Source organism: Micromonospora sp. NPDC048169 (assembly GCF_040652815.1).
In the GTDB taxonomy this organism is placed as follows: Bacteria; Actinomycetota; Actinomycetes; order Mycobacteriales; family Micromonosporaceae; genus Micromonospora.
On sequence record NZ_JBEZMS010000003.1, the window covers coordinates 190,562 to 213,441 of the forward strand.

The window sequence follows — 22,880 nt, forward strand, 5'->3', positions numbered from 1 at the left end:
GACGTTCTGCAAGTCAGGCGCCGGCGCCCCTGAGCGGTCGGCATCCGGGATCGACATCGGTGCGGCCGGTGACGAACACACACATCGGGAGACGGCAGTGGACGAGGTCCGCAACCTGATCATCATCGGCTCCGGTCCGGCCGGCTACACCGCGGCGGTCTACGCCGCGCGTGCGAACCTGAAGCCGCTGGTGATCGAAGGCGTGCAGTCGGGTGGCGCGCTGATGACCACCACCGAGGTGGAGAACTTCCCCGGTTTCGCCGACGGCATCCTCGGCCCCGAGCTGATGGACAACATGCGCAAGCAGGCCGAGCGTTTCGGCGCCGAGTTCCTCACCGACGACGTGACCCGGGTCGAGCTGAAGGACACCGGCGAGATCGGCTCCGACGCGGTGAGCACCGTCTGGGTGGGCGAGACCGCCTACCGGGCCCGCGCCGTGATCCTCTCCACCGGCTCGGCCTGGCGTCCGCTGGGCGTGCCGGGCGAGCAGGAATACCTGGGCCACGGCGTGTCGTCCTGCGCCACCTGTGACGGCTTCTTCTTCCGCAACCAGCACATCGTGGTGGTCGGCGGCGGCGACTCGGCGATGGAGGAGGCGAGCTTCCTCACCCGGTTCGCCGAGTCGGTGACGATCATCCACCGCCGTGACTCGTTCCGCGCCAGCAAGATCATGGCCGACCGGGCGCTGGGCAACGAGAAGATCAAGGTCGAGTGGAACTCCGTGGTCGAGGAGATCCTCGGCGACGACGGCAAGGTCAACGGCGTACGGGTGCGCAACGTGCACACCGGCGAGAGCAAGGTGCTCGACGTCACGGGTGTGTTCGTGGCGATCGGGCACGACCCGCGCAGCGAGCTGTTCCGCGACCAGGTGGAGCTGGACGACGAGGGATACGTGAAGGTGCAGGCCCCCAGCACCCGTACCAGCGTGCCCGGCGTGTTCGCGGCGGGCGACGTGGTCGACCACACCTACCGGCAGGCCATCACGGCGGCCGGCACCGGCTGCGCCGCCGCGCTGGACGCCGAGCGGTTCATCGCCACCATCCAGGGCTGAGGGTTCAAGGTTCGGAGGAGGAGAGTTCATAGTGGGAGCAACCAAGGCGGTCACGGACGCCAGCTTCGTCAGCGACGTGCTGCAGTCCGAGAAGCCGGTCCTGGTCGACTTCTGGGCGGAGTGGTGCGGCCCCTGCCGCAAGGTCTCGCCGCTGCTGGAGGAGATCGCGGGTGAGATGAAGGACCAGGTCACCATCGTCAAGCTGAACATCGACGAGAACCCGGAGACGGCCCGCGCCTACCGGGTGATGTCGGTGCCGACGCTGACCATCTTCAAGAACGGCCAGCCGGTGCAGTCGATCGCCGGCGCCAAGCCGAAGGGCGAGCTGGTCAAGCTCATCGAGTCGGCGCTCTGAGCCGTACCGACCCCTCCGGAACCCCCGTCACCCCACCCGGTGACGGGGGTTCCGGCGCTTCTGACCTGCATGAACACGAACCCGTCGGGTATCGGCCACGGTACGCTCCGTAAGCATCCGTCGGAGTTCCGGTCCGCCAACGTCCGTGCAGAGGGGGTCGTCGTGCGTCCGATCCGACCCGGTGACCAGGGACCGGCGGTGGCCGAGATCCGTACCGTCCTCGCCGGCCTGGAGCTGCTTCCCGCCGAGGCGGCGGGCGACGACTACGACGCCCAGACCGAACGCGCGGTACGGGCCTTCCAGCAGTCCCGGGGCCTCAGCGTCGACGGGCGGGTCGGCGCCGAGACCTGGCGGGCGCTCGACGCGGCCCGCTGGCGGTTCGGTGCCCGTGCCCTGTATCACGCCGTGCCCGAGCCGCTGACCGGCGAGGACGTCCGCTCGCTCCAGGAACGCCTGCTGGAGATGGGGTACGACGTGGGCCGCGCCGACGCCATCTACGGCATCCGCACCTCCCGCGCGGTGGCGCAGTTCCAGCGGGAGATGGGCCTGAAACCGGACGGCTCGTGCGGGCCGCACACCGTCAACGCGTTGCGCCGCCTCGGCCGCAAGGTGGTCGGCGGACGCCCGCAGTGGCTGCGCGAGTCCGACGCCATCCGGCAGGCCGGGCCGGCGCTCGTCGGGCGGACCGTGGTGATCGACCCGGGGCACGGGGGCACCGACCCGGGTGTGGTGGTGCCCGACGGCACGCTGCGCTGGACCGAGGCGGACCTCGTCCACGACCTGGCCAGCCGGCTGGAGGGGCGGCTCGCCGCCGCCGGCGTACGCGTGCAGCTCACCCGGGGCCCGTCGCCCGGCGACTGCCTGCCGGACGCGGACCGGGCCCAGCTCGCCAACTCCCTCGGTGCCGACGTGTTCATCTCCCTGCACACCGACGGGCACGCCAACCCGGAGGCCGAGGGGGTGGCCACCTACCACTACGGCACCGACAACGGCGTCACCTCGGCGACCGGTGAACGCCTGGCCGGGCTCGTGCAGCGGGAGATCGTGGCCCGCACCGGGCTGCGTGACTGCCGTACCCACGCCAAGGCATGGGAGCTGCTCCGGCTCACCCGGATGCCAGCGGTACGCGTCGAGGTCGGCTACCTCACCTCACCTGACGACCGGGCACGGCTCGTCGAACCGCGCTTCCGGGACCGGGTGGTCGAAGCCATCGTGGCCGGCGTGCAGCGGATGTACCTGCCAATCGAGCGGGACGTGCCGACCGGCTCGATCGACGTGAGCGAACTGCGGGCGATCGTCGCCGCCGGCAACATCGTCGACTGACCCGCGGCTCAGCCGGTGGAGCGGGTGGCGGGTGCCGGGCGCACCGGCCGCAGCAGCGTCTCCGGGCTCATCGAGCCGAGCAGCTTCTCCAGCGCGTACTCGACGTCCGACTTCCAGCTCAGCGCCGTACGCAACTCCAGCCGCAGGCGGGGGTAGCGCGGGTGCGGCCGGACCGTCTTGAAGCCCACCGAGAGGAAGAAGTCGGCGGGTGCCACACAGGCGCGGGCCGGGTCGTCCGCGTCGTCGCCGAACTTGGCGTCGCCGAACGCCTCGATCGCCTTGATGCCGCGCTTGGTCAGGTCGCGGGCCACGCCCTGCACCAGCATCCGGCCCAGGCCGCCGTCGGCGAAGGCGGGCACCACGTGCGCCGTCATCAGCAGCGCCGCGTCCGCCGAGACCGGCGAGGTGGGAAACGCCATCGAGCGCGGAACGTACGCGGGCGGGGCGTACATGACGAAACCGGCCGGCATGCCGTCGACGTAGACGAGCTTGCCGCAGGAGCCCCACTCCAGCAGCGTCTGGGAGACCCACGCCTCCTTCTCCAGGCCCGGGTCGCCCGCGGCGCAGGCCCGCTCGGCGGAGACCGGATCCAGCTCCCAGTAGACGCACTGCCGGCAGGATCGAGGCAGGTCCTCCAGCGTGTCCAGGGTCAGGCTGACCAGACGTCGCGACATGAGCGCACCCCACCACTAGGCTCGGAGCGCCGGTGAGTCCCGCGCCCTCCTACTCCCGACGAGCGATCGTACGCGTCTGTCCGGCGGGACGGGAGGGAACGCGCGAACGCCCACCCGGACGGCCGATCGACGGTCCGGGATGTGGACGTGTCCACACGGCCGGTGCCGCTGCCGTCACCGGGGACTACGATCGACAAACGGCCCCCGCCGCCAATGGATGTCGGCATCGCGGGTACCACACCGGGCGGCAGCCCCGCCGACACCCGATCGAGGTGATGTCCATGACCGGCACGACGCTCGACGACTACACCGACCGGTACGCCCGGCGTGTCCGTGGGATGACCGCCTCGGAGATCCGGGCACTCTTCGCGGTGGCCAGCCGGCCGGAGGTCGTCTCGCTCGCCGGTGGGGCCCCCTACATCGCGGCGCTGCCGCTGGACGCGGTCGGCGAGATGCTCGGCCGGCTCGGCTCCGAGCACGGCTCCACCACCCTCCAGTACGGCATCGGCCAGGGCACCCTCGAACTGCGCGAGCGGATCTGCGAGGTGATGTCGCTGTCCGGGATCGACGCCTCCTGCGGCGCCTCACCGGAGGACGTGGTGGTCACTGTCGGCGGCCAGCAGGCCCTCGACCTGGTGGCCCGCCTCTTCCTGGACCCGGGTGACGTGGTGCTCGCCGAGGGCCCGACGTACGTCGGCGCGCTCGGGGTGTTCCAGGCCGCCCAGGCCCAGGTGGCCCACGTGCCGATGGACGACGAGGGGCTCATCCCGGAGGCGCTGGAGACGGCCATCGCCGACCTGGCCCGCGCCGGGCGGCGGGTGAAGTTCCTCTACACGATCCCCACCTACCAGAACCCCGCCGGTGTAACGCTGAGCGAGGAACGGCGCGAACGGGTGCTCGACATCTGCGAACGCGCCGGACTGCTCGTGGTGGAGGACGACCCGTACGGTCAGCTCGGTTTCGAGGGTGAGGCGCCCGCCCCGCTGCGGGCCCGCCGCCGCGACGGCGTCTTCTACCTGAGCACGTTCTCCAAGACGTTCGCGCCGGGCCTGCGGGTGGGCTGGATCCTGGCGCCGCACGCGGTCCGCGACAAGCTGGTCATCGCCAGCGAGGCGCAGATCCTCTGCCCGAGTGCCTACGCGCAGGCGGCCGTCTCGACGTACCTCGGCACCATGCCCTGGCGGCAGCAGCTCAAGGTCTACCGCGAGGTCTACCGCGAGCGCCGGGACGCGCTGCTCGACGCGATGGCCGACCTCATGCCGGAGGGCACCACCTGGACCAGGCCGCAGGGCGGCCTGTTCGTCTGGGCGACGCTGCCCGACGGCCTCGACGCCAAGGCGATGATGCCGCGCGCCGTGGCCGCCCGCGTCGCCTACGTGCCGGGGACCGGCTTCTACGCCGACGGCACCGGCACCGGCAACATGCGGCTCAACTTCTCCTTCCCGACGCCGGAGCGGATCCGCGAGGGCGTCCGACGGCTCGCCGGGGTGATGGAGCAGGAGATCGCCATGCGCAAGGTCTTCGGCGCGGTCGGCACCGCCGGCCCCCGCCGTCGCCAGGGCGGCTCGGACGCGCCCGGCCCCGACTTGGCATGATGCCCGCATGTCCGACAGCACCGCCGCACCCTCTCCCGTGACCGGATCCGCCGTCGACGAGCTGCACGTGCTCGTGCTCGCGGGTGGCCTCTCCTACGAGCGGGACGTCTCGCTGCGCTCCGGCCGCCGGGTCCTCGACGCGCTGCGCGCGGTGGGCGTGCAGGCGGAACTGCGCGACGCCGACGTGGCGCTGCTGCCCGCCCTGACCGCCGACCCGCCGGACGCGGTGGTGATCGCCCTGCACGGCGCCACCGGCGAGGACGGCTCCCTGCGCGGCGTACTCGACCTCTTTGACGCGCCCTACGTCGGCTGCGACGCCCGCTCGTCCCGGCTCGCCTGGGACAAGCCGTCGGCGAAGGCGGTGCTGCGCGAGGCGGGCATCCCCACCCCCGACTGGGTGGCGCTGCCGCACGACCGCTTCTCCGAGCTGGGCGCGGTGGCCGTCCTGGACCGGATCGTCGAGCGACTCGGGCTGCCGCTGATGGTCAAGCCCGCGCAGGGCGGTTCCGGACTGGGCGCCGCCGTGGTCCGGGAGGCGGCGTCGCTGCCGGCCGCGATGGTGGGTTGTTTCGCGTACGACCAGACGGCGCTCGTGGAGCGCTACGTCCCCGGAATGGACGTGGCCGTCTCCGTGCTCGACCTCGGCGAGGGCCCGCAGGCCCTGCCCCCGGTCGAGATCGTGCCGCGCAACGGCGTCTACGACTACGCGGCCCGCTACACCGCCGGGCGCACGACCTGGCACGCGCCCGCCCGGCTCGACGCCGCGACCACCGCCCGGGTGACCGAGGTGGCGCTCGCCGCACACACCGCGCTCGGCCTGCGCGACCTGTCCCGGGTCGACCTGATCGTCGATGCCGAGGGCGAGCCGCACGTGCTGGAGGTGAACGTCTCGCCGGGCATGACCGAGACGTCGCTCCTGCCGCTGGCGATCCAGGCGGCCGGGCTGGACTTCGGCCGGGTCCTGGGCACGCTCGTGACCCGGGCCGCCGCCCGCCGGCGCTGAGCTCAGCTCTCCGGGGTACGCGCCCGGCCCGGCCGGTCGTCCGGCGTGTTCTCCCGGTCGTCCGCGTCTTCGCCGTCCGGGGCGGTGTTCGGCTTGGCATCCTGGGCGGCGTCCGGCTCCGGACCGTCCTGCGACTCCGGGTCGGGCTCCGACGGGCCCGCCGAGGGGTCTGAGAGGTCCGCTGCCGCGTCGGACTCCGGAATCTCGTCCGCTGCCTCGATCACCGACACGGTCTCCTCCTCGGGCTCCTCAGGAGTGTTGGCTGGGGAGGTCGGGGAGAGAGTCGACGGTGCCTGCCAATGGATGCGCGGCGGCTCGGCCAACGGACGGCCACCGAACTCGGCGAGCCACGCGGCCACCATCGCCAGGTTCTCCCGCCACTGCTCCTCGGAGATCGGCGGCAGGATCGAGTCCCACAGCGACAGGAACGTGCCCCGCAGTTGCAGTCGCCCGTACGGCCGGGCCAGGAACCACAGGTGCAGGTGCGCCGACCCGTCGCCCCACCGGTTCACGTGAACCCGGGCCACCCCGTCGAGCGAGCGCACGGCCCGCTCCAGGCGCACGGTCATCACGCCCAGCTCGGCGGCGAGCAAATTCGGCAGGTCGCCCAGATCCAGGTGGGAGCGGGACTCCAGGATCAGGACCATCGGCAGGCCGGTGGGCCGGTCCATGGCGCGTACGCGCCACCGCTCACCGACCCAGATGTACGCCTCGTCGGGCGCGTTGCAGGCGGTGCACTCCCGGTCCGCCTCGCCACGGCGGGGAGGTTCGAACGGTACGGGCTCGTCGAGCTGCTTGACGCGGAGATCGCCCTCGAAGGGGAACGACGGCCACTGGGTGAAGTCGGGAACTGAGGGAGGGGTGTCCGGCACGACGCTGACCCTAACCGAGTTGGCGACGCCTGTCCCTACCCGTTCCGCTGGCCGCACACAGGTTGTCCACCGCGTTGTCCACAGGCTGCCGAGATCACCAGCACAGCGCGTCATGCACTGCTCAGCAAGGGTTTCATCGCTTCGTTTCACGTGAAACGAAGCGGGCCTGTGGACAACGGCTGTGGATAACCGGGGATGACTCCGGGCCCGTTCTTCAAACGATCCGGCGACGGATCCGCACCGGGTCGCGGTGGCTCCTCGTGTTCGTTTCACGTGAAACGCGCGGTGGCCGTGATTCGCCTCTTGCTCGGCGGCTGTCGGCTGTCGGCTGTCGGCTGTCGGCTGTCCCAGACTCGGCCGTGCCCGGGCTGCTTCCTTCTCGTCGAGGGCCGGGCTACCGAGCTATCGCGAGGCGGCTCCTGAAGCGGCCGAGACGGTCACTCGTCGACCGGGGCCACATCGGCGTCGGCGGGATGGAGGCTTGGGCTGATACGGCTTGCAGCCATGCCGCCAGCCCGCGTGTCATCGTTGGCCGGCCTCACCGAAGCCGACGCGGCTGCTGTTTCACGTGAAACGGCTCGCCCTCGTCAGCCACTGCCCTGAGCGGATGAGCCTCGGGCCGGATGTCGTTTCGGCAGCGCGACGACCCGGTGCCGAATCTTCAGCCGTCTCATCCACGCCGGCTCGATCGCTCGGACCGTCGGACACTGCTCTGATGTACGTCCGCGCATGGCGAAGGCGGCGACGCGCCGCCGGATCCGCACCGGCGCGGACCGGCCTTGCGGCCTCGGCTCTCCTGGGCCGAACCCCGAAGTGTCCGCCCTCCGTCCACCGGGTGGCACCGGCGCATGGGGCGGCCAGGCCGGCGGTGTCGGTTCACCAGGATGCCGGTGGGCTCGTTTTCGCCGCCACGCTCCCGGTGGTCCGGCTCGCCACGGCCTGTCGAGCGTCGCTCGTACGAGGGCGGCATGTGTGAGATCGGGCTGCCCCACGCGAGCGCACTGATCCGGACTACAGCCGTCGGACCTTCTCACGCCAGGGCCGGGCACTCCGGTTGAGGAGTCCACGGCCACGGTTCGCGCCTCAAGGCTCGCCCTTCAAGCCTCGTACTCCATGATCTGGCGCTCTCGTGGCTCATGCTTCAGGGCTCCGCTCGCCGCGCCCCATCGTTCGACGCGCCACGGACGCTCCGCCCCTCAGGCTCTGGCCCGCCGATCTCCGCCGCTGGACTGGCCGCTCCTCGCTCGGTACTTCGCCTTTGCCTAGAGGCCAAATCGTCCGCCCGCCTGACATCTGACACCTGACGCTTGCCAGCTGCCAGCTGCCGCCTGACGCCCCCGCCGCCGCCATCGCCTGACGCCAGTCGCCAGTCGCCAGTCGCCAGTCGCCAGAACTCAGGGCTGGCGACCGAAGCATCGCTCGACCACGGCTCCCCGTTTCACGTGAAACGGCGGCAGGGGCGGGAGACTCGGCGACCGCTCACGGGCTGGCGAGAGCCCAAACTTCGACGCCTCGGCCAGCAGAGCAAGCAGGCCCCGTAACAGATCCGGCCGCACCGCCTCGTCGGGCGGTGCGGCCGGATCAACAGTCGGAGAAGTCGGGCTACGCCTCGGGCTGCCCCTCCTCGCCCATGCCGATGATCCCGACGATCCGCTCCAGGTCGTCAACGGTGGCGAACTCTATCGTGATCTTGCCCTTGCTGCGGCCGATGTCGACCTTCACCCGGGTGTCGAACCGGTCGGAGAGCCGGTCCGCCAGATCGGTAAGGGCTGGGGCGTGCGGCTTCGGCCGGCGCTTGGCCGCGGCCGACTTCGCCGGTTCCTCGGCGAGCGCCAGGTGCACGAGTTCCTCGGCGCCGCGTACGGTGATGCCCTCGCGGACGATCCGCTCCGCCAGCGCCTCCTGTGCCTCCGCGTTGTCCAGGCTGAGCAAGGCCCGGGCGTGGCCGGCGGAGAGAACGCCAGCGGCGACCCGGCGCTGCACGGCGGGCGGCAGGTTCATCAGCCGGATGGTGTTGGAGATCTGCGGGCGGCTACGGCCGATCCGCCGGGCCAGTTCCTCGTGCGTGGCGCCGAACTCCTCCAGCAGTTGCTGGTACGCCGCCGCCTCTTCGAGCGGGTTGAGGTTCGCGCGGTGGATGTTCTCCAGCAGCGCGTCGCGGAGCATCGCGTCGTCCTTGGTGTCCCGGACGATGGCGGGGATGGTCTCCCGGCCTACCGCCTGGGCGGCACGCCAGCGCCGCTCACCCATCACGAGTTCGAACTTCTCGGGGTCGAGCTGGCGAACCACGATCGGCTGGAGGAAGCCGACCTCCTGGATCGAGGTCTTCAGCTCCTCCAGTGCCTCCTCGTCGAAGACGTGCCGGGGCTGCTTCGGGTTCGGCACGATCGAGTCGACCGGGATCTCCGCGAAGCGGGCGCCGGGTACCGGGCTCAGATGAGACTCGGGCTCGGCCGGCGGAGGCGGGGCGCTTCCGACGCCACCGGTGATGGCAGCGGTCGCGCCGGCAACCGGGGCCGACGGAGACGCGGCGCCGGCCGGCGGCTCCGGCTCGACGGCAGCCGGTTCGGTGCCCGGTACCGGGCCGGTGGGGATGAGGGCGCCGAGCCCTCGGCCCAGCCCGCCGCGGGGACGGTTCTTCATACGATGCCTCCCAGCGACATCTCCGCACTACGCATTCCGGCTCACCGGCTCCTTGACGCCTCGCTCCGCGATCTCCTGGGCGGCCTCGAAGTAACTCGTGGCCCCCCGCGAACCGGGATCGTAGGTCATCACCGACTGGCCGTAGCTCGGTGCCTCGGAGACACGCACGTTGCGGGGGATGACGGCCTGGAGCACCTTGTCCCCGAAGTGGTTCCGGACGTCCTGCTCCACCGCGTCGGCCAGCCGCGTACGCCTGTCGTACATGGTGAGCAGGATCGTGGAGACCTCGAGCTGCGGGTTGAGGTGCTGGCGTACCAGGTTGATGTTGTTGATCAGCTGGTTGAGGCCCTCCAGCGCGTAGTACTCGCACTGGATCGGAATCAGCACCTCCTGCGCGGCCACGAGGGCGTTGACAGTGAGCAGGCCGAGCGACGGCGGACAGTCTATGAAGACGTAGTCGAAGTGCCCCGGGTATGCGGCGATGGCCCGCGCCAGACGCGACTCCCGGGCCACCACCGAGACCAGCTCGATCTCGGCACCGGCCAGGTCGATGGTGGCCGGCACGCACCACAGGTTGGGGATGCCCTCGACAGCCTGCGCCACCTCTTCGAGCGGCACGCTGTCGATCAGGCAGTCGTACACGTCGGGCACGCCTGTGTGGTGCGGCACGTTCAGACCGGTGGAGGCGTTGCCCTGCGGGTCAAGGTCGACCACGAGCACCCGGTTGCCGTGCAGCGCGAGCGCCACTGCGAGGTTCACTGTGGTGGTCGTCTTACCGACGCCGCCCTTCTGGTTGGCGACGCACATCACCCGGGTCCGGTCGGGGCGCGGCATGGTGACCTCGCCACTGGGATTCAGGATCTGCACGGCGCGCATCGCCTCCATAGCCAACGGTGGATCATCCTCTTCGCGCGTCGGGGTTTCACGTGAAACGTACGTGCTGGCGTCTACCTGGTCCCCGTACCCGTCCGCCTGTGGCGTGTCGGACGGTGCCACGGTGGCCTCGGGGGCGGCCTGGTGCGGCACGGCCGAGACAGGCGGCTGGGGTTCGTAGCGGGTGGGTACCGCGACGTTCGCCCGCACTGCGGGCGGACGCGGGGCCGGCGCGTTCACCGGGCCGTCGGCCGGGTCGAGCGGGTCGCGGGCCGGCGGCACGTTGGCAGGCGCGGACGAGACCGGGCGCACGCCGCCGACCGGTGACTCCCGTCGCTTCGACGGCTGGACCGGATGCGGGGAGGGCGGCTCGCCGGACTCGTTCACCGTCCACTCCTGGTAGTTGGTTTCACGTGAAACGGGGTCGGCGGAGGACTGGCCTCCTGGTCCGGTCAACCGTGGATCGTCGTACCTGCCGTCGTCATGCACCTGTCATCCCTACCCGCTCCGGATGGTCGGTCCGCACCCGTCGAATCGCGTCCGCGCCGCGCGCGGCGCCATCGGCTCGGCGGGAACCGTCGGGCTCGGGTGCCGCCCGGCACCGCCGTTTCCACACTATCGACGCGCGGTCAGCCTACGGCCGACGGGCGTGGTGGGTCCATGTCGGGTTGTGATCGATCACGTCACGCCCACCGGTCCAACGACCGGACCGGGCGTGCGGAATGGCGTACCGATCAGCGGTCGCCGCGACGGCGGCCGCCCCGGGACCGCTTCGGCTTCTTGGGACGGCGCGGGTTGACCACGCGCTCCCGGACCACCTCGACCACAGTCGCCGGGGGTTCGATCACGCCGGCACCGCACCTGTGCAGTTCCGGCGTTCCGCCGCCGAGACGGGTCACGGCCTCGGCGTGCTCGGTGATCTCGTCGGCCGCCGAGGCGCCCTTGAGCGCCACGAGCCGGCCTCCGGGCGCCAGGAGCGGCAGGCACCACGAGGCGAGCCGGTCCAGCGGCGCCACCGCGCGGGCCGTCACGATGTCGGCGCTCAACGGTTCCCGGTCACGCGAGCCGGCCGCCGCCTCCTCGGCCCGCCCACGGAACACACGCACGTCCCGGGTCAGGCCGAGGCGCTGTACCGCCTCGATCAGGAAGGCGGTGCGCCGGGCCAGCGGCTCCACAAGCGTCACCGTGAGGTCGGGACGCGCGATCGCCAGCACCAGGCCGGGCAGCCCGGCTCCGGAACCGACGTCGATCACTGTGGCTCCCTCCGGGATCCGTTCCGCCACCACCGCACAGTTGAGCAGGTGTCGTTCCCAGAGCCGGGGCGTCTCGCGGGGACCGATCAGGCCGCGGACCACGCCGTCGGTGGCGAGCAGTTCGGCATACGAGGCGGCCAGGTCGAGCCGGTCACCGAACAGCGCGCGGGCGGCCTCCGCCAGTTCCGGCGGGAGCGTCGCCGACGCCGGGTCGGGTGGCAGCGCGCTCGACTCCGGGTCGGGTGCGCCTGAACCGTCCATTAAGGACGGCGGCTCCTCCGGCGGTTCCGCGAAGACCGGGTCGGCCTCCGTGACCGGAGCGGCGGGCGTGGCCTCCACCGGCTGCTCGCCGGAGAAGGCGGGCGTCACGTCCACCGCCGGATCGGCGGGCTCGATCCCCGCCACCACCGCCGGCTCGCCGGAGAAGGCGGGCTCGCCGGGGTCGGTCGCGGCCTTACCGGGGTACGCCGGGTCGGCCGGCCCGTCGTCGTCGGAGAAGATCGGGTCGACAGTGGGGTCAGGGCGCACAGCCGACGGCCCGGGCGGCGTACCGCCCGGGCCGGTCGCGGCTCCTGCCGTCGTCTCGTCGGAGATCACTGACCTCAGTCCGCCACCGGCCGGACGATGATGCGGCGGTTGGGCTCGACGCCCTCGGACTCGCTCTCCACCCCGCTCATCGCGTTCACCACGTCGTGCACGCACTTGCGCTCGAACGCGGACATCGGCTCCAGGCGCACCGGCTCACCGTGCTCCTTGACCTTCTCCACCGCGTTCTTCGCCACGGCGGCCAGCTCCTTGCGCCGGGCGGCCCGGTAGCCGCCGACGTCGAGCAGCAGCCGGCTCGGCGTGCCGGTCTGGCGGAACACGGCCAGCCGGGCCAGTTCCTGAAGCGCCTCAAGGGTCGCGCCGCGCTGGCCGACCAGGTTCTGCAGCCGGCCGCCGACCACCTCGACGACCGGGCGGCCACCGGACACCAGCTCGTCGATGTCGCCGTCGTAGTCGAGGATGTCCAGCAGACCCTCGACGTAGTCGGCGGCGATCTCGCTCTGCCGGAACAGGTCGCTCTCGGCCGGGGCCTTCTTCTCCCGGGCCTCGCCCGCGGTGTCGTCGGCCTCGGTGACAGCGGTAACGGGGGTCTCCTCGTCCAGGGACTGGTCGGCGCTGGGGGTGCTGGTCTCGGTCACGGGTCTCATCTCCGTACTCGCTCGGCCGGACCGTCGGGGGTCCGCTGGTCTCCCGGGGCCGGCGGGAGGTTCGCCGGGTGCCCTCGGGCACGTCTGTACGGGCCAGTTTCGCCCGTGTCCGCGCTCCGCGCGGCGATTCCGGCCCGGCGCCGACTCCTCGGATGGCAGCACGCGGCCGGAACGGGCCACCGTCGGCGTCGCGACGGTGGCCCTGTGGGCTCAGCCCTGTCGCTTGGCGGGCCGGTTGCCGCCCTTCTTCGGGTTGGTCGGCTTGGCGCCCGGCTTCGGGCCGGCGACCTTCGGCGCCGCGGCCGGAGCCTTCGCCGGCGGCTGCGCCGCCTTGCGGCCGAACAGGCCACCGGTCTTGGCCGGCTGCCCCGGGCCCTTGCCGGCGCCGGTGCCCTTGGCGGCGCTGGTGCTCTTGGCGGTCACCGGCGGCGGGAACTTCCGCAGCACCCACTGCTGCTGGCCGAGCGTGAAGAGGTTGTTCGTGACCCAGTAGATGATCACACCGATCGGGAAGATCGCGCCCGAGATCAGCAGCGACAGCGGGATGCCGTAGAGCATCAGCCGCTGCACCATGCGCTGCTGCGGGTCCTCGGCCCACCCGGTCTTGAGGATCATCTGCCGGCTGGTCAGGTAGGTGGTGGCGATCATGATCAGCACCAGGATGCCGGCGACCACCTTGACCGTGCCGGTGCTCGCGCCCAGCCGGCTCAGCTCCTCGGCGGTGGAGCCGAACTTGCCGGAGATCGGCGCGGTGAACAGCGTCGCGTTGGAGGCGCTGTTGAACTGGTCGACGGTCCAGCCGTACAGCGTCTTGCCCTGGTTGTCGGGCGTGAGGCGGCGCAGCGTGTGGAACAGGCCCAGGAAGACCGGGATCTGGAGGAACATCGGAAGGCAGCCCATGAGCGGGTTGGCCTTTTCCTTCCGGTAGAGCTCCATCATCTCCTTCTGGAGCGTCTCCCGGTCCCCCTTGTGCTTCTCCTGGAGCTCCTTCACCTTCGGCTGGAGCGCCTGCATGGCACGCTGCGACTTGATCTGCTTGACGAAGACCGGGAACAGGATCACCCGGACCGTCACCACGAGGAACACGATGGCGAGGATCCAGGCCCAGTTCGTACCGATCACGGTTCCGACCGGCACTCCGATGGCGTCCCAAGCCGAGTGCCAGGCCAGCAGGATCCACGAGATCGCGTAGTAGATCCAGTCGAGACTAAACACTCAGGCTCCAGTCACGTCGGAACGGCGGCGGTCGCCCGGCTCGGGGACCGGGTCGTGTCCACCTGGGTGGAAGGGATGGCAGCGCGACAGCCGACGGACCGTCAGCCAGGCGCCCCGCAGCGCACCGTGCCGAGACACCGCCTCCACGGCGTAGGCACTGCACGACGGGTAGAACCGGCAGCGGGCCGGCAGAGCCGGACTTATCCACCGACGGTACGCGATGATGGGCGCCAACAGGATGCGGGCACCGGTTGTGGGGGACGGCGTCGCCGTCGTCGGGCCGTTCACCGCGACCGCCGTCCCCGGGGGGACCGCGCGGCGGCGAGGGCTGCGTCCAGGTCGGCCCCGAGCCGGGCGTACGTCGTGTCGGCGGAAGCGGGCAGCGCGCGTACCACCAGGGTGGTGCCGGCGGGCAGCTCGGCCAGCCGCTCGCGGACCAGGTGCCGCAGGCGACGGCGGACCTTGTTACGGACCACCGCGCCGCCGACGGCCTTGGACACGACGAAGCCGGCGCGGCTGGGTGCGGAGGTCTCCGCACCGTTGCTCCGCGCCGGCTCCGGCGAGAGTGTCGCTGTGGTGCCGATCGGCTCGGGGATGGTCAGGTGGACCACGACGGCGCCACGGCCGACTCGTCGGCCACCGCGAACCGCTGCGGCGAAGTCGCTACTGCGCCGCAGTCGTTGCGCGGCGGCCAGCACGACTGCCCACGTCCCCGGACCGGACCTGTCGGCGTCAGGCCGACAGGCGCGCGCGGCCCTTGGAGCGACGGGTCGAGATGATGGCGCGGCCGGCACGGGTGCGCATGCGCAGCCGGAAGCCGTGGGTCTTCGCGCGCCGGCGGGTGTTCGGCTGGTAGGTGCGCTTGCTCACGTCAGGCTCTCCGTTGTCGTACGCCCCGCGCGGCGGATCGCCCGGGGTCGTGTGCTGGTCCAGATCACCTGTCGGTGACCTCCGATCGGCGCTGCCGTGACACGCGCCCCGGCGATGCGGGGTGACAGCCACGGACAGCAAGCATCAATCACCCTAGCAGAGGGCGAGAGAGCAGCCGCTCCAGCCTACGCAGGGGCGCAATGACCGTCAAACGTCACACTCGGGCGTCCGACCTGCGCGCAACCGCGGCCGAAGGGGCGGTTTTCACTGATGTTGCCAAGGTCGTCAGGGTGTCGCCGGTTGATGCTGTGGGGTCCGCGCTGTTAGCGTGCGCGATTGCGGTCGGCGTCGGGGTCCGGGGTTTGTCGCCGATCGGCAAGACCGGACACGCTGTTGAATCGTTCGGCACGGTGAACCCGCTTCAACGCCTCCCTGGATCGAGGGGGGGCAGGTCCGACCCGCGTCCGGTGGGCGGCCACAATCGGTCGGTACACAGGCTGTGGATAACTTGTGGATGACGACCGGTCAGCCGTCCGGGCGGGCGTGAGAAGGAGCAGGCGAGGGGGTGGCACGACGGTGACCGGAGCGACCGACCTTGCCGCGGTGTGGACGGCGACCACCGACGAACTCGCCGACGAGATCATCTCCGCGCAACAACGGGCGTACCTCCGGCTCACCCGGCTACGGGCGATCGTCGAGGACACCGCGCTGCTCTCGGTGCCCGACGCCTTCACCCGGGACGTGATCGAGTCCCGGCTCCGCCCGGCCATCACCGAGGCGTTGAGCCGGCGGCTCGGCCGGCCGATCCAGGTGGCCGTCACCGTACGGGTCGCCGACGACGCCGGTGCCCGCCCGGCCGGCACGGTCTACCGCAGCAACCCGGAGCCGCTGCCCGAGCACGACGGCGCCGCCCCGCTGCCCGGTTTCGACCAGCCCGGCCCGCCGGCGTCCGGCCCGCCCTTCCCGTCTCGGCGCCCGGAATCCGGGTACGGCGAGCCGGGGTACTCCGATTCCGGGTACGGCGAGCCGCGGCCGGAGCAGCCGATGGACGAGCCGGCACCCCGCCAGCGGACCGCCGACGGTTCCCGCCCGCACCTGATCCCGGCCGGCCGCGACGCGCAGGACACGCTTTTCGGCGCCGCGTTCGGCGAACCGGTGCGTAACGCGCCCGACCGCCGCGCCTTCGACGAACGCACCCGGGTCGAGCCGCACGTGCCCGACGCCGGGGGATACGAGCCCCGGTACCGGGAGAGCCCGGCCGCCGACCCCGCGCCGATGCGCGGCCTGCCCCGCGACGGCGCCACCGACAACGGCCCCGGCCGGGGCGGCGCCGACCACCGCCGCCCGGGTGGCGGCCAGGCCGACCGCAGGCTCCCCGGCGGTACGGAGAGCGGCGGCAACCGGCTCAACCCGAAGTACATGTTCGAGACGTTCGTCATCGGCTCGTCCAACCGGTTCGCGCACGCCGCGAGCGTGGCGGTGGCCGAGTCACCGGCCAAGGCGTACAACCCGCTGTTCATCTACGGCAGCTCCGGGCTGGGCAAGACCCATCTGCTGCACGCCATCGGGCACTACGCCACGACGCTCGGCAACGCGCGCTCGGTCCGGTACGTCTCGACCGAGGAGTTCACGAACGACTTCATCAACTCGCTGCGCGACGACAAGACGAGCGCGTTCCAGCGCCGCTACCGGGACGTGGACATCCTCCTGATCGACGACATCCAGTTCCTGGAGAACCGGGAGCGGACGCAGGAGGAGTTCTTCCACACCTTCAACACGCTGCACAACGCCAACAAGCAGATCGTGATCACGTCCGACCGCTCGCCGAAGCAACTGGCGACGCTGGAGGACCGGCTGCGTACCCGGTTCGAGTGGGGCCTGCTCGCCGACATCCAGCCGCCGGACCTGGAGACGCGGATCGCGATCCTGCAGAAGAAGGCGGCGCAGGAGCGGCTGTACGCCCCGCCGGACGTACTGGAGTTCATCGCGTCCCGGGTGTCGAACTCGATCCGCGAACTGGAGGGGGCGCTGATCCGGGTCACCGCCTTCGCCAGCCTCACCCGATCCTCGGTCGAGCTGTCGCTGGCCGAGGAGGTGCTGCGGGACTTCATCCCGGACGGCGCCGGCCCGGAGATCACCGCCGACCAGATCATGGTGTCGACGGCCGACTACTTCGGGGTGAGCCTGGAGGACCTGCGCGGCCACTCCCGCTCCCGGGTGCTGGTCAACGCGCGTCAGGTGGCCATGTACCTGTGCCGCGAGTTGACCGACCTGTCGCTGCCCCGGATCGGGCAGGCGTTCGGCGGCCGCGACCACACCACTGTGATGCACGCGGACCGCAAGATCCGTCAGCAGATGGCGGAGCGGCGCTCGCTCTACAACCAGATCGCCGAGCTGACCAACCGCATCAAGCAGAACACCTAACCCTGCCCGCCTCTCGCCTCTCGCCCTCACCGCCCGGCCACTTCGGCGGTGATCAAGGAGTTTGTGTAGGCCGGGCATGTGTTTTCCGACCAAAACTCCTTGGTCAACAGGAGAAGCCGGGCGCGGGGGCGTAGCTGGGGTTGGGTTGGTCCCGCCTGGGGCGCCAATACCGTGATCGACGCGCCGCTTGGTCGCTCGACACGCTTCGTCCGGAGCGAAGGGTGGGCTCCGTCGCAGATCTTGGAAGTTCTACGCCCCTGTGGCGGCCGTTTCATACCAAGATCGCGCAGAGCCAGCCGAAGCAGGCCGGAGTGGAAGGCCAGTGCGGAGCCGGAGCGGAGCGAGAAGCCGGAGCTGAACCGACAGCCGGGCCTTGGGAACAAGGTCGGAGACGGGCAGCCGTAGTTGGCCGCGCGGGGCGACCAAGAGTCGGCGCCGCGGTGAGTCCGCCTCGTCCAGCCATTCCCTGGTCCGCGAGTCCGCCCGTCTACCAGGGCTGACGGGCTGACGGGCTGACGGGCTGACGGGCTGACGGGCTGACGGGCTGACGGGCTGACGGGCTGACGATGAGGCTACCGGCGACAAATCGGACGCCCGAGGCCGTCAACCTCATGATCGACGCGAGCACGCGCATAAGCGGGAGCGGGAGCGGGAGCATCGGCCGGAAGCCGGGGCGGCGAGCCGGCTCACGTGAGTGAGGCGACGTCGTTGGAGGGCGCCACGGGCCGGGTCGGGCGAGTGGCGGCAAGCCGACAACGGAACTTGTTGACCCTCGACCCGGTGGAGGGCCGAGGATCGGTCCCGTGCTTGTCCACAGCTCGTACCCGTTGTCCACAGCCCCTGTGTCACAGGCGGTGGACAACCACGCTTCGCACTCGGCCGGTTACCCACAGACTGTGGACAACTCCTGGGGACGAGCCTGTGGACGCCTGGGGACGACTGTCACGTTGTCCCCAGACGGTGGCCGGCCTGTGGGCGGGCTGTTGAAGGTTCTGGGGATAGCGGTCGTCGGCGCTGCCACGGTTGTCCACAGAGCTGGGGAGAAAACCGGTGGATTACCGGTGGACAACCGGTGGACAGCCGTGGAAAACCCGGCGGCTGGCGAGGGCTGTGGACCGGGACACGAGTTTTACCCCTGGTTCTCCACAGCCAAACCACCTGTAGATAACGTGTCTGAGCTGCGCGGACGCGGGTTCTCCACAGTTTGCACAGGTGCGATGAAGACGATGAGTTATCTCTTCTAAACAACAAAAACCAATCATCACCGTTGGACTTCCTGTGGATCGGGCCGAAGCACTGCCGTCGGCAGTCGCCCGGGCACCTGGATCCACGGGGTCGGGCGCACAGCCGATGCCCGCGCGCCCTAAGGTGCGATGGGTACCCGCACGGTCGGGCGGGACGGGTGGCAGCGGTCGGCATGAGAGAGTTGTCGCTGACGTCGACGCGGAGGCATTGATGAAGTTCCGAGTGGAGCGCGACGCGCTCGCCGAGGCGGTCGCGTGGACCGCCAAGAGCCTGCCCAACCGACCCTCCGTACCGGTGCTGGCCGGGGTGATGCTCCGGGTGACCGACGGCAACCTCCAGGTCTCCGGCTTCGACTACGAGGTCTCCAGCCAGGTGACCGTCGAGGTGCAGGGTGACGCGGACGGCGCCGCCCTGGTCTCCGGCCGTCTGCTCGCCGAGATCACCAAGGCCCTGCCGGCCAAGCCGGTGGACATCGCCGCCGTCGGCGCCCACCTGGAGCTGGTCTGCGGCAGCGCCCGGTTTACGCTGCCCACCATGCCGGTGGAGGACTACCCCACGCTGCCGGAGATGCCGGAGAGCGCCGGCACCGTGGACGCCGCCGCCTTCGCCGCCGCCGTGGCCCAGGTGGCGGTGGCCGCCGGCCGCGACGAGACGCTGCCGATGATGACCGGCGTACGCATCGAGCTGAGCGGCGGCACGATGGCCATGCTCGCGACCGACCGCTACCGCCTCGCGCTGCGCGAGATGGAGTGGAACCCGGACGACCCGGAGATCAGCCTCAACGCGCTGGTGCCAGCCCGCACGCTGCACGACACCGCGAAGGCGCTCGGCCCGCTCGGCGGCCACGTCACCATGGCGCTGTCCTCCGGCGGTGCCGGTGAAGGCATGATCGGCTTCTCCGGCGGCACCCGCCGGACCACCAGCCGGCTGCTCGACGGCGCCAACTACCCGCCGGTGCGGTCGCTGTTCCCGGCCGACCACAACGCCGAGGCCCGTGTCGCCGTCTCCTCGCTCATCGAGGTGGTCAAGCGCGTCGCGCTGGTCGCCGAGCGCACCACACCGGTCCTGCTCAGCTTCAGCGCCGACGGTCTGGTGGTCGAGGCGGGCGGCACCGAGGAGGCCCGGGCCAGCGAGGCCATGGACGCCACCTTCAGCGGTGAGCCGCTGACCATCGGGTTCAACCCGCAGTACCTCATCGACGGTCTGACCAACCTGGGCGCGCAGCACGCGCTGCTCCGGTTCGTCGACGCGTTCAAGCCCGCGGTCATCTCCCCGGCCGGCGAGGATGGCGAGGTCATCCCGGGGTACCGGTACCTCATCATGCCGATCCGCGTGTCCCGCTGATCGCAGGCAGCACGACCCTGACGTACGGAGGTAGGAGCAGATGCAGCTCGGCCTGGTAGGACTCGGCCGGATGGGCGGCAACATGCGGGAGCGGTTGCGCGACGCCGGGCACGAGGTGGTCGGCTACGACCACAACCCGGAGATCAGCGACGCCGCGAGCCTGGCCGAGCTGGCCGAGAAGCTCCAGTCGCCCCGCGCGATCTGGGTGATGGTCCCCGCCGGCGTCACCGACGCCACCATCGACGAGCTCGCCGGTGTGCTCGGCGAGGGCGACATCATCATCGACGGCGGCAACTCCCGGTTCAGCGACGACGCACCGCGTGCCGAGCGGCTGAACGAGCAGGGCATCGGCTACCTCGACGTCGGCGTCTCCGGCGGCGTCTGGGGCCGGCAGAACGGGTACGCGCTGATGGTCGGCGGCGCGCAGGAGCACGTCGAGCGCCTCATGCCGATCTTCGAGTCGCTCAAGCCCGAGGGCGAGTTCGGTTTCGTGCACGCCGGCCCGGTCGGCGCCGGCCACTACGCCAAGATGGTGCACAACGGCATCGAGTACGGCCTGATGCACGCCTACGCCGAGGGCTACGAGCTGATGGCCGCCTCCGAGCTGGTGACGAATGTGCCCGGCGTGTTCAAATCGTGGCGCGAGGGCACCGTGGTCCGGTCCTGGCTGCTCGACCTGCTGGACCGGGCTCTCGACGAGGACCCGGAGCTGGCCGAGCTGAGCGGCTACACCGAGGACACCGGCGAGGGCCGCTGGACCGTGGACGAGGCGGTCCGGCTCGCCGTGCCGCTCAACGTCATCACCGCGTCGCTCTTCGCCCGGTTCGCCTCCCGGCAGGACGACTCGCCCGCCATGAAGGCCGTCGCCGCGCTGCGCCAACAGTTCGGCGGACACGCCGTCCACAAGCGCTGACCGGTATCCACAGGCTGTGTACGTTCGCCGGCTCGAACTGGTCGACTTCCGCTCCTACGAGCGGGTCGGCGTCGACCTGGAGCCGGGCCCGAACGTGCTCGTCGGCGCCAACGGCGTCGGCAAGACCAACCTGGTCGAGGCGCTCGGCTACGTGGCGACCCTGGACTCGCACCGGGTCGCCACCGACGCCCCGCTGGTGCGGATGGGCGCCGCCTCGGCGGTGATCCGCTGCGCCGTGGTGCACGAGGGCCGGGAGCTGCTGGTCGAGCTGGAAATCGTCCCGGGCAAGGCCAACCGGGCCCGGCTCGGCCGGTCCCCGGCCCGCCGCGCCCGGGACGTCCTCGGCGCGCTGCGCCTGGTGCTGTTCGCGCCGGAGGACCTGGAACTGGTCCGAGGCGACCCGGCCGAACGCCGCCGCTACCTGGACGACCTGCTGGTCACCCGCCAGCCCCGCTACGCCGGGGTACGCGCCGACTACGAGCGCGTGGTCAAGCAACGCAACGCGCTGCTGCGTACCTCGTACCTCGCTCGCAAGACCGGGGGAACCCGCGGCGGCGACCTGTCGACGCTGGCCGTGTGGGACGCGCATCTGGCCCGGCACGGCGCGGACCTGCTCGCCGGCCGCCTGGAGCTGGTCGCCGCGCTGACCCCGCACGTGGCGAAGGCGTACGACGCGGTGGCGGCCGGCCGCGGCGCGGCGGGCATCGCGTACCGGCCTTCGGTGGAGCTGCCCGAACCCGGCGCCGACCGCGCGGCGCTGGCGGAGGCGCTCACCGCCGCGCTCACCGCGAACCGCGCCGCCGAGATCGAGCGCGGCACCACGCTCGTCGGCCCGCACCGCGACGACCTGGCGCTGTCGCTCGGCCCGCTGCCCGCCAAGGGGTACGCGAGCCACGGCGAGTCCTGGTCGTACGCGCTGGCGCTGCGGCTGGCCGGGTACGACCTGCTGCGCGCCGACGGGATCGAGCCGGTGCTGGTGCTCGACGACGTCTTCGCCGAGTTGGACACCGGCCGCCGGGAGCGGCTGGCCGAGCTGGTCGGCGGCGCCAGTCAGCTTCTGGTCACCTGTGCTGTGGACGACGACGTGCCGGCGACCCTGCGCGGCACCCGGTACACGGTGGGCGACGGGACGGTGCGGCGTGTCTGACGACGAGGTGCGGCTCCCGCCCGCGCGGCTCGGGCCGGGGCGCGACGCGCGTACCCCGGGAAATCCGGCGGGCGGTGAGCCGGCCGCGAACCCGCCGGAGGGCGCGAGCGGGCCGGAACTGGCGCGGGCCGTGCTCGACGCGGCGAAGGCCCGGCGGCAGGCGGCGGCCCCGCGACGGCGCGGCGCGGTCCGCGGCGACGGCGAGAAGCGGCTGCGCGGCTACTCGGGCCCCGGGCCGGACCCGCGCGACCCGCAGCCGCTCGGCGCGGTGCTGGACAAGCTGATGAAGGCGCGCGGCTGGCAGCAGCCGGCGGCCGAGGCGACTGTGTTCGGCGCGTGGGAGAAGGTGGTCGGCGCGGAGGTCGCGCAGCACAGCCGCCCGGTCAAGCTGGAGGACGGCGAGCTGACAGTTGAGGCCCGCTCGACGGCGTGGGCGACGCAGTTGCGCCTGCTGGCGGGCTCGCTGCTCAAACAGATCGCCAGCGAGGTGGGCCACAACGTGGTGCGCAAGCTGCACATCCACGGGCCGGCGGCGCCGTCGTGGTCGCGCGGCCCTCGACGGGTACGCGGGCGCGGCCCCCGCGACACCTACGGCTGATCGACACCGCCCGAACGCCGTGCCTCCCGCCGGGCGCGCTTGAGTTCGCGTTGCTCGCGGCTCCACTGCTTGCGGCGTTCCAGGTCCTGCTTCCACGCCTCGCGGGCCAGCTTCGAGCCGCCCTGCACCGCGCCCTGCACCTGGGAGGGGCCGGCGAGGTTCTGGAAGACCCAGCCCAGCAGGCGGCCACCCTTGCCGGAGGCGTCGCCCACCTGCTCGTCGTCGCTCATCGGCCGCCCTCTCCGTCGCGGGGTTCGTGCACCACAATTGGTACACCACCCGGCTGTGG

The 22,880-nt window shown here is 71.5% G+C and carries 22 protein-coding genes; 11 read left to right on the plus strand and 11 right to left on the minus strand.

Features of this window, described 5'->3' with window-relative positions; genetic code table 11:
• Positions 1 to 97 precede the first annotated feature (97 nt).
• From trxB to AB0D28_RS04485, 3 genes are all read left to right on the plus strand, one after another.
• Positions 98 to 1,051, plus strand: a complete 954-nt coding sequence (gene trxB / locus AB0D28_RS04475; RefSeq protein WP_357382135.1) for a thioredoxin-disulfide reductase — start codon at positions 98 to 100, stop codon at positions 1,049 to 1,051.
• Between the two features lie 31 nt (positions 1,052 to 1,082).
• Positions 1,083 to 1,406 carry a thioredoxin gene (trxA, locus tag AB0D28_RS04480; protein ID WP_357382137.1) on the plus strand — a complete coding sequence of 108 codons (324 nt, stop codon included), beginning with the start codon at positions 1,083 to 1,085 and terminating at the stop codon, positions 1,404 to 1,406.
• A 162-nt stretch (positions 1,407 to 1,568) separates the two neighbouring features.
• Positions 1,569 to 2,729, plus strand: a complete 1,161-nt coding sequence (locus tag AB0D28_RS04485) for an N-acetylmuramoyl-L-alanine amidase (RefSeq protein WP_357382139.1) — start codon at positions 1,569 to 1,571, stop codon at positions 2,727 to 2,729.
• Positions 2,730 to 2,737: 8 nt separating this feature from the next.
• On the opposite strand, the gene AB0D28_RS04490 is transcribed toward AB0D28_RS04485, so the two are convergent.
• Positions 2,738 to 3,403, minus strand: a complete 666-nt coding sequence (locus AB0D28_RS04490; RefSeq protein WP_357382141.1) for a GNAT family N-acetyltransferase — start codon at positions 3,401 to 3,403, stop codon at positions 2,738 to 2,740.
• A gap of 281 nt (positions 3,404 to 3,684) precedes the next feature.
• On the opposite strand from AB0D28_RS04490, the gene AB0D28_RS04495 reads away from it, so the two are divergent.
• Together AB0D28_RS04495 and AB0D28_RS04500 are read left to right on the plus strand one after the other, a co-directional pair.
• Positions 3,685 to 4,998, plus strand: a complete 1,314-nt coding sequence (locus tag AB0D28_RS04495; protein ID WP_357382143.1) for a PLP-dependent aminotransferase family protein — start codon at positions 3,685 to 3,687, stop codon at positions 4,996 to 4,998.
• A 7-nt stretch (positions 4,999 to 5,005) separates the two neighbouring features.
• The gene (locus AB0D28_RS04500; RefSeq protein WP_357382145.1) at positions 5,006 to 6,001 is read left to right on the plus strand and encodes a D-alanine--D-alanine ligase; all 996 of its coding nucleotides are present in this window, start codon (positions 5,006 to 5,008) and stop codon (positions 5,999 to 6,001) included.
• Between the two features lie 2 nt (positions 6,002 to 6,003).
• Here the strand turns inward: AB0D28_RS04500 and AB0D28_RS04505 are convergent, their stop codons facing one another.
• The 3 genes from AB0D28_RS04505 to AB0D28_RS04515 form a co-directional block, all read right to left on the minus strand.
• Positions 6,004 to 6,873 (minus strand): hypothetical protein, encoded by an 870-nt coding sequence (locus tag AB0D28_RS04505; protein WP_357382147.1) that lies wholly within the window; start codon positions 6,871 to 6,873, stop codon positions 6,004 to 6,006.
• 1,602 nt (positions 6,874 to 8,475) lie between these two features.
• Complete coding sequence (locus tag AB0D28_RS04510; RefSeq protein ID WP_357382149.1) at positions 8,476 to 9,516, minus strand: ParB/RepB/Spo0J family partition protein; 1,041 nt, start codon at positions 9,514 to 9,516, stop codon at positions 8,476 to 8,478.
• 27 nt (positions 9,517 to 9,543) lie between these two features.
• Positions 9,544 to 10,671 carry an AAA family ATPase gene (locus tag AB0D28_RS04515; RefSeq protein ID WP_357382305.1) on the minus strand — a complete coding sequence of 376 codons (1,128 nt, stop codon included), beginning with the start codon at positions 10,669 to 10,671 and terminating at the stop codon, positions 9,544 to 9,546.
• Here AB0D28_RS04515 and AB0D28_RS04520 point away from each other — a divergent pair.
• Positions 10,574 to 10,792, plus strand: a complete 219-nt coding sequence (locus AB0D28_RS04520) for a hypothetical protein (protein ID WP_357382319.1) — start codon at positions 10,574 to 10,576, stop codon at positions 10,790 to 10,792. The genes AB0D28_RS04515 and AB0D28_RS04520 overlap by 98 nt on opposite strands.
• A gap of 331 nt (positions 10,793 to 11,123) precedes the next feature.
• Here the strand turns inward: AB0D28_RS04520 and rsmG are convergent, their stop codons facing one another.
• The 6 genes from rsmG to rpmH form a co-directional block, all read right to left on the minus strand.
• Positions 11,124 to 11,903, minus strand: a complete 780-nt coding sequence (gene rsmG, locus AB0D28_RS04525; protein ID WP_357382307.1) for a 16S rRNA (guanine(527)-N(7))-methyltransferase RsmG — start codon at positions 11,901 to 11,903, stop codon at positions 11,124 to 11,126.
• A gap of 341 nt (positions 11,904 to 12,244) precedes the next feature.
• Positions 12,245 to 12,835, minus strand: a complete 591-nt coding sequence (locus tag AB0D28_RS04530; protein WP_357382151.1) for a R3H domain-containing nucleic acid-binding protein — start codon at positions 12,833 to 12,835, stop codon at positions 12,245 to 12,247.
• Positions 12,836 to 13,045: 210 nt separating this feature from the next.
• Complete coding sequence (yidC, locus tag AB0D28_RS04535) at positions 13,046 to 14,050, minus strand: membrane protein insertase YidC (protein WP_357382153.1); 1,005 nt, start codon at positions 14,048 to 14,050, stop codon at positions 13,046 to 13,048.
• A complete protein-coding gene (gene yidD, locus AB0D28_RS04540) occupies positions 14,051 to 14,290 on the minus strand; it encodes a membrane protein insertion efficiency factor YidD (RefSeq protein WP_013477538.1) in 240 nt (79 codons plus the stop codon).
• 44 nt (positions 14,291 to 14,334) lie between these two features.
• Complete coding sequence (gene rnpA, locus AB0D28_RS04545; RefSeq protein WP_357382155.1) at positions 14,335 to 14,748, minus strand: ribonuclease P protein component; 414 nt, start codon at positions 14,746 to 14,748, stop codon at positions 14,335 to 14,337.
• Positions 14,749 to 14,782: 34 nt separating this feature from the next.
• Positions 14,783 to 14,920 carry a 50S ribosomal protein L34 gene (rpmH, locus tag AB0D28_RS04550; protein ID WP_091100492.1) on the minus strand — a complete coding sequence of 46 codons (138 nt, stop codon included), beginning with the start codon at positions 14,918 to 14,920 and terminating at the stop codon, positions 14,783 to 14,785.
• 576 nt (positions 14,921 to 15,496) lie between these two features.
• On the opposite strand from rpmH, the gene dnaA reads away from it, so the two are divergent.
• The 5 genes from dnaA (at position 15,497) to AB0D28_RS04575 (ending at position 22,591) form a co-directional block, all read left to right on the plus strand.
• Positions 15,497 to 17,344, plus strand: a complete 1,848-nt coding sequence (dnaA, locus tag AB0D28_RS04555) for a chromosomal replication initiator protein DnaA (RefSeq protein ID WP_357382158.1) — start codon at positions 15,497 to 15,499, stop codon at positions 17,342 to 17,344.
• 1,455 nt (positions 17,345 to 18,799) lie between these two features.
• Positions 18,800 to 19,933 carry a DNA polymerase III subunit beta gene (gene dnaN, locus AB0D28_RS04560; protein ID WP_357382160.1) on the plus strand — a complete coding sequence of 378 codons (1,134 nt, stop codon included), beginning with the start codon at positions 18,800 to 18,802 and terminating at the stop codon, positions 19,931 to 19,933.
• 40 nt (positions 19,934 to 19,973) lie between these two features.
• Positions 19,974 to 20,846: a phosphogluconate dehydrogenase (NAD(+)-dependent, decarboxylating) gene (gene gnd, locus AB0D28_RS04565; protein WP_357382162.1), complete on the plus strand. Its 873-nt coding sequence runs from the start codon at positions 19,974 to 19,976 to the stop codon at positions 20,844 to 20,846.
• A 16-nt stretch (positions 20,847 to 20,862) separates the two neighbouring features.
• Positions 20,863 to 21,993: a DNA replication/repair protein RecF gene (recF, locus tag AB0D28_RS04570; protein WP_357382164.1), complete on the plus strand. Its 1,131-nt coding sequence runs from the start codon at positions 20,863 to 20,865 to the stop codon at positions 21,991 to 21,993.
• Positions 21,986 to 22,591, plus strand: coding sequence for a DciA family protein (locus AB0D28_RS04575; protein WP_357382166.1), 606 nt, complete (start codon positions 21,986 to 21,988; stop codon positions 22,589 to 22,591). The genes recF and AB0D28_RS04575 overlap by 8 nt, the downstream gene beginning before the upstream one ends.
• Here AB0D28_RS04575 and AB0D28_RS04580 read toward each other — a convergent pair.
• Positions 22,582 to 22,821 carry a hypothetical protein gene (locus AB0D28_RS04580; protein ID WP_357382168.1) on the minus strand — a complete coding sequence of 80 codons (240 nt, stop codon included), beginning with the start codon at positions 22,819 to 22,821 and terminating at the stop codon, positions 22,582 to 22,584. The two genes, AB0D28_RS04575 and AB0D28_RS04580, sit on opposite strands and share 10 nt — an antisense overlap.
• Positions 22,822 to 22,880 lie beyond the last annotated feature (59 nt).

Excerpts from the sequence above, each read along its gene's own strand:
- AB0D28_RS04580 (WP_357382168.1), bottom strand. The coding sequence starts at position 22,821 with ATGAGCGACGACGAGCAGGTGGGCGACGCCTCCGGCAAGGGTGGCCGC.
- AB0D28_RS04530 (WP_357382151.1), bottom strand. The coding sequence starts at position 12,835 with ATGAGACCCGTGACCGAGACCAGCACCCCCAGCGCCGACCAGTCCCTG.
- gnd (WP_357382162.1), top strand. The coding sequence starts at position 19,974 with ATGCAGCTCGGCCTGGTAGGACTCGGCCGGATGGGCGGCAACATGCGG.
- AB0D28_RS04510 (WP_357382149.1), bottom strand. The coding sequence starts at position 9,516 with ATGAAGAACCGTCCCCGCGGCGGGCTGGGCCGAGGGCTCGGCGCCCTC.
- AB0D28_RS04495 (WP_357382143.1), top strand. The coding sequence starts at position 3,685 with ATGACCGGCACGACGCTCGACGACTACACCGACCGGTACGCCCGGCGT.
- AB0D28_RS04500 (WP_357382145.1), top strand. The coding sequence starts at position 5,006 with ATGTCCGACAGCACCGCCGCACCCTCTCCCGTGACCGGATCCGCCGTC.
- rsmG (WP_357382307.1), bottom strand. The coding sequence starts at position 11,903 with ATGGACGGTTCAGGCGCACCCGACCCGGAGTCGAGCGCGCTGCCACCC.
- AB0D28_RS04490 (WP_357382141.1), bottom strand. The coding sequence starts at position 3,403 with ATGTCGCGACGTCTGGTCAGCCTGACCCTGGACACGCTGGAGGACCTG.
- dnaN (WP_357382160.1), top strand. The coding sequence starts at position 18,800 with ATGAAGTTCCGAGTGGAGCGCGACGCGCTCGCCGAGGCGGTCGCGTGG.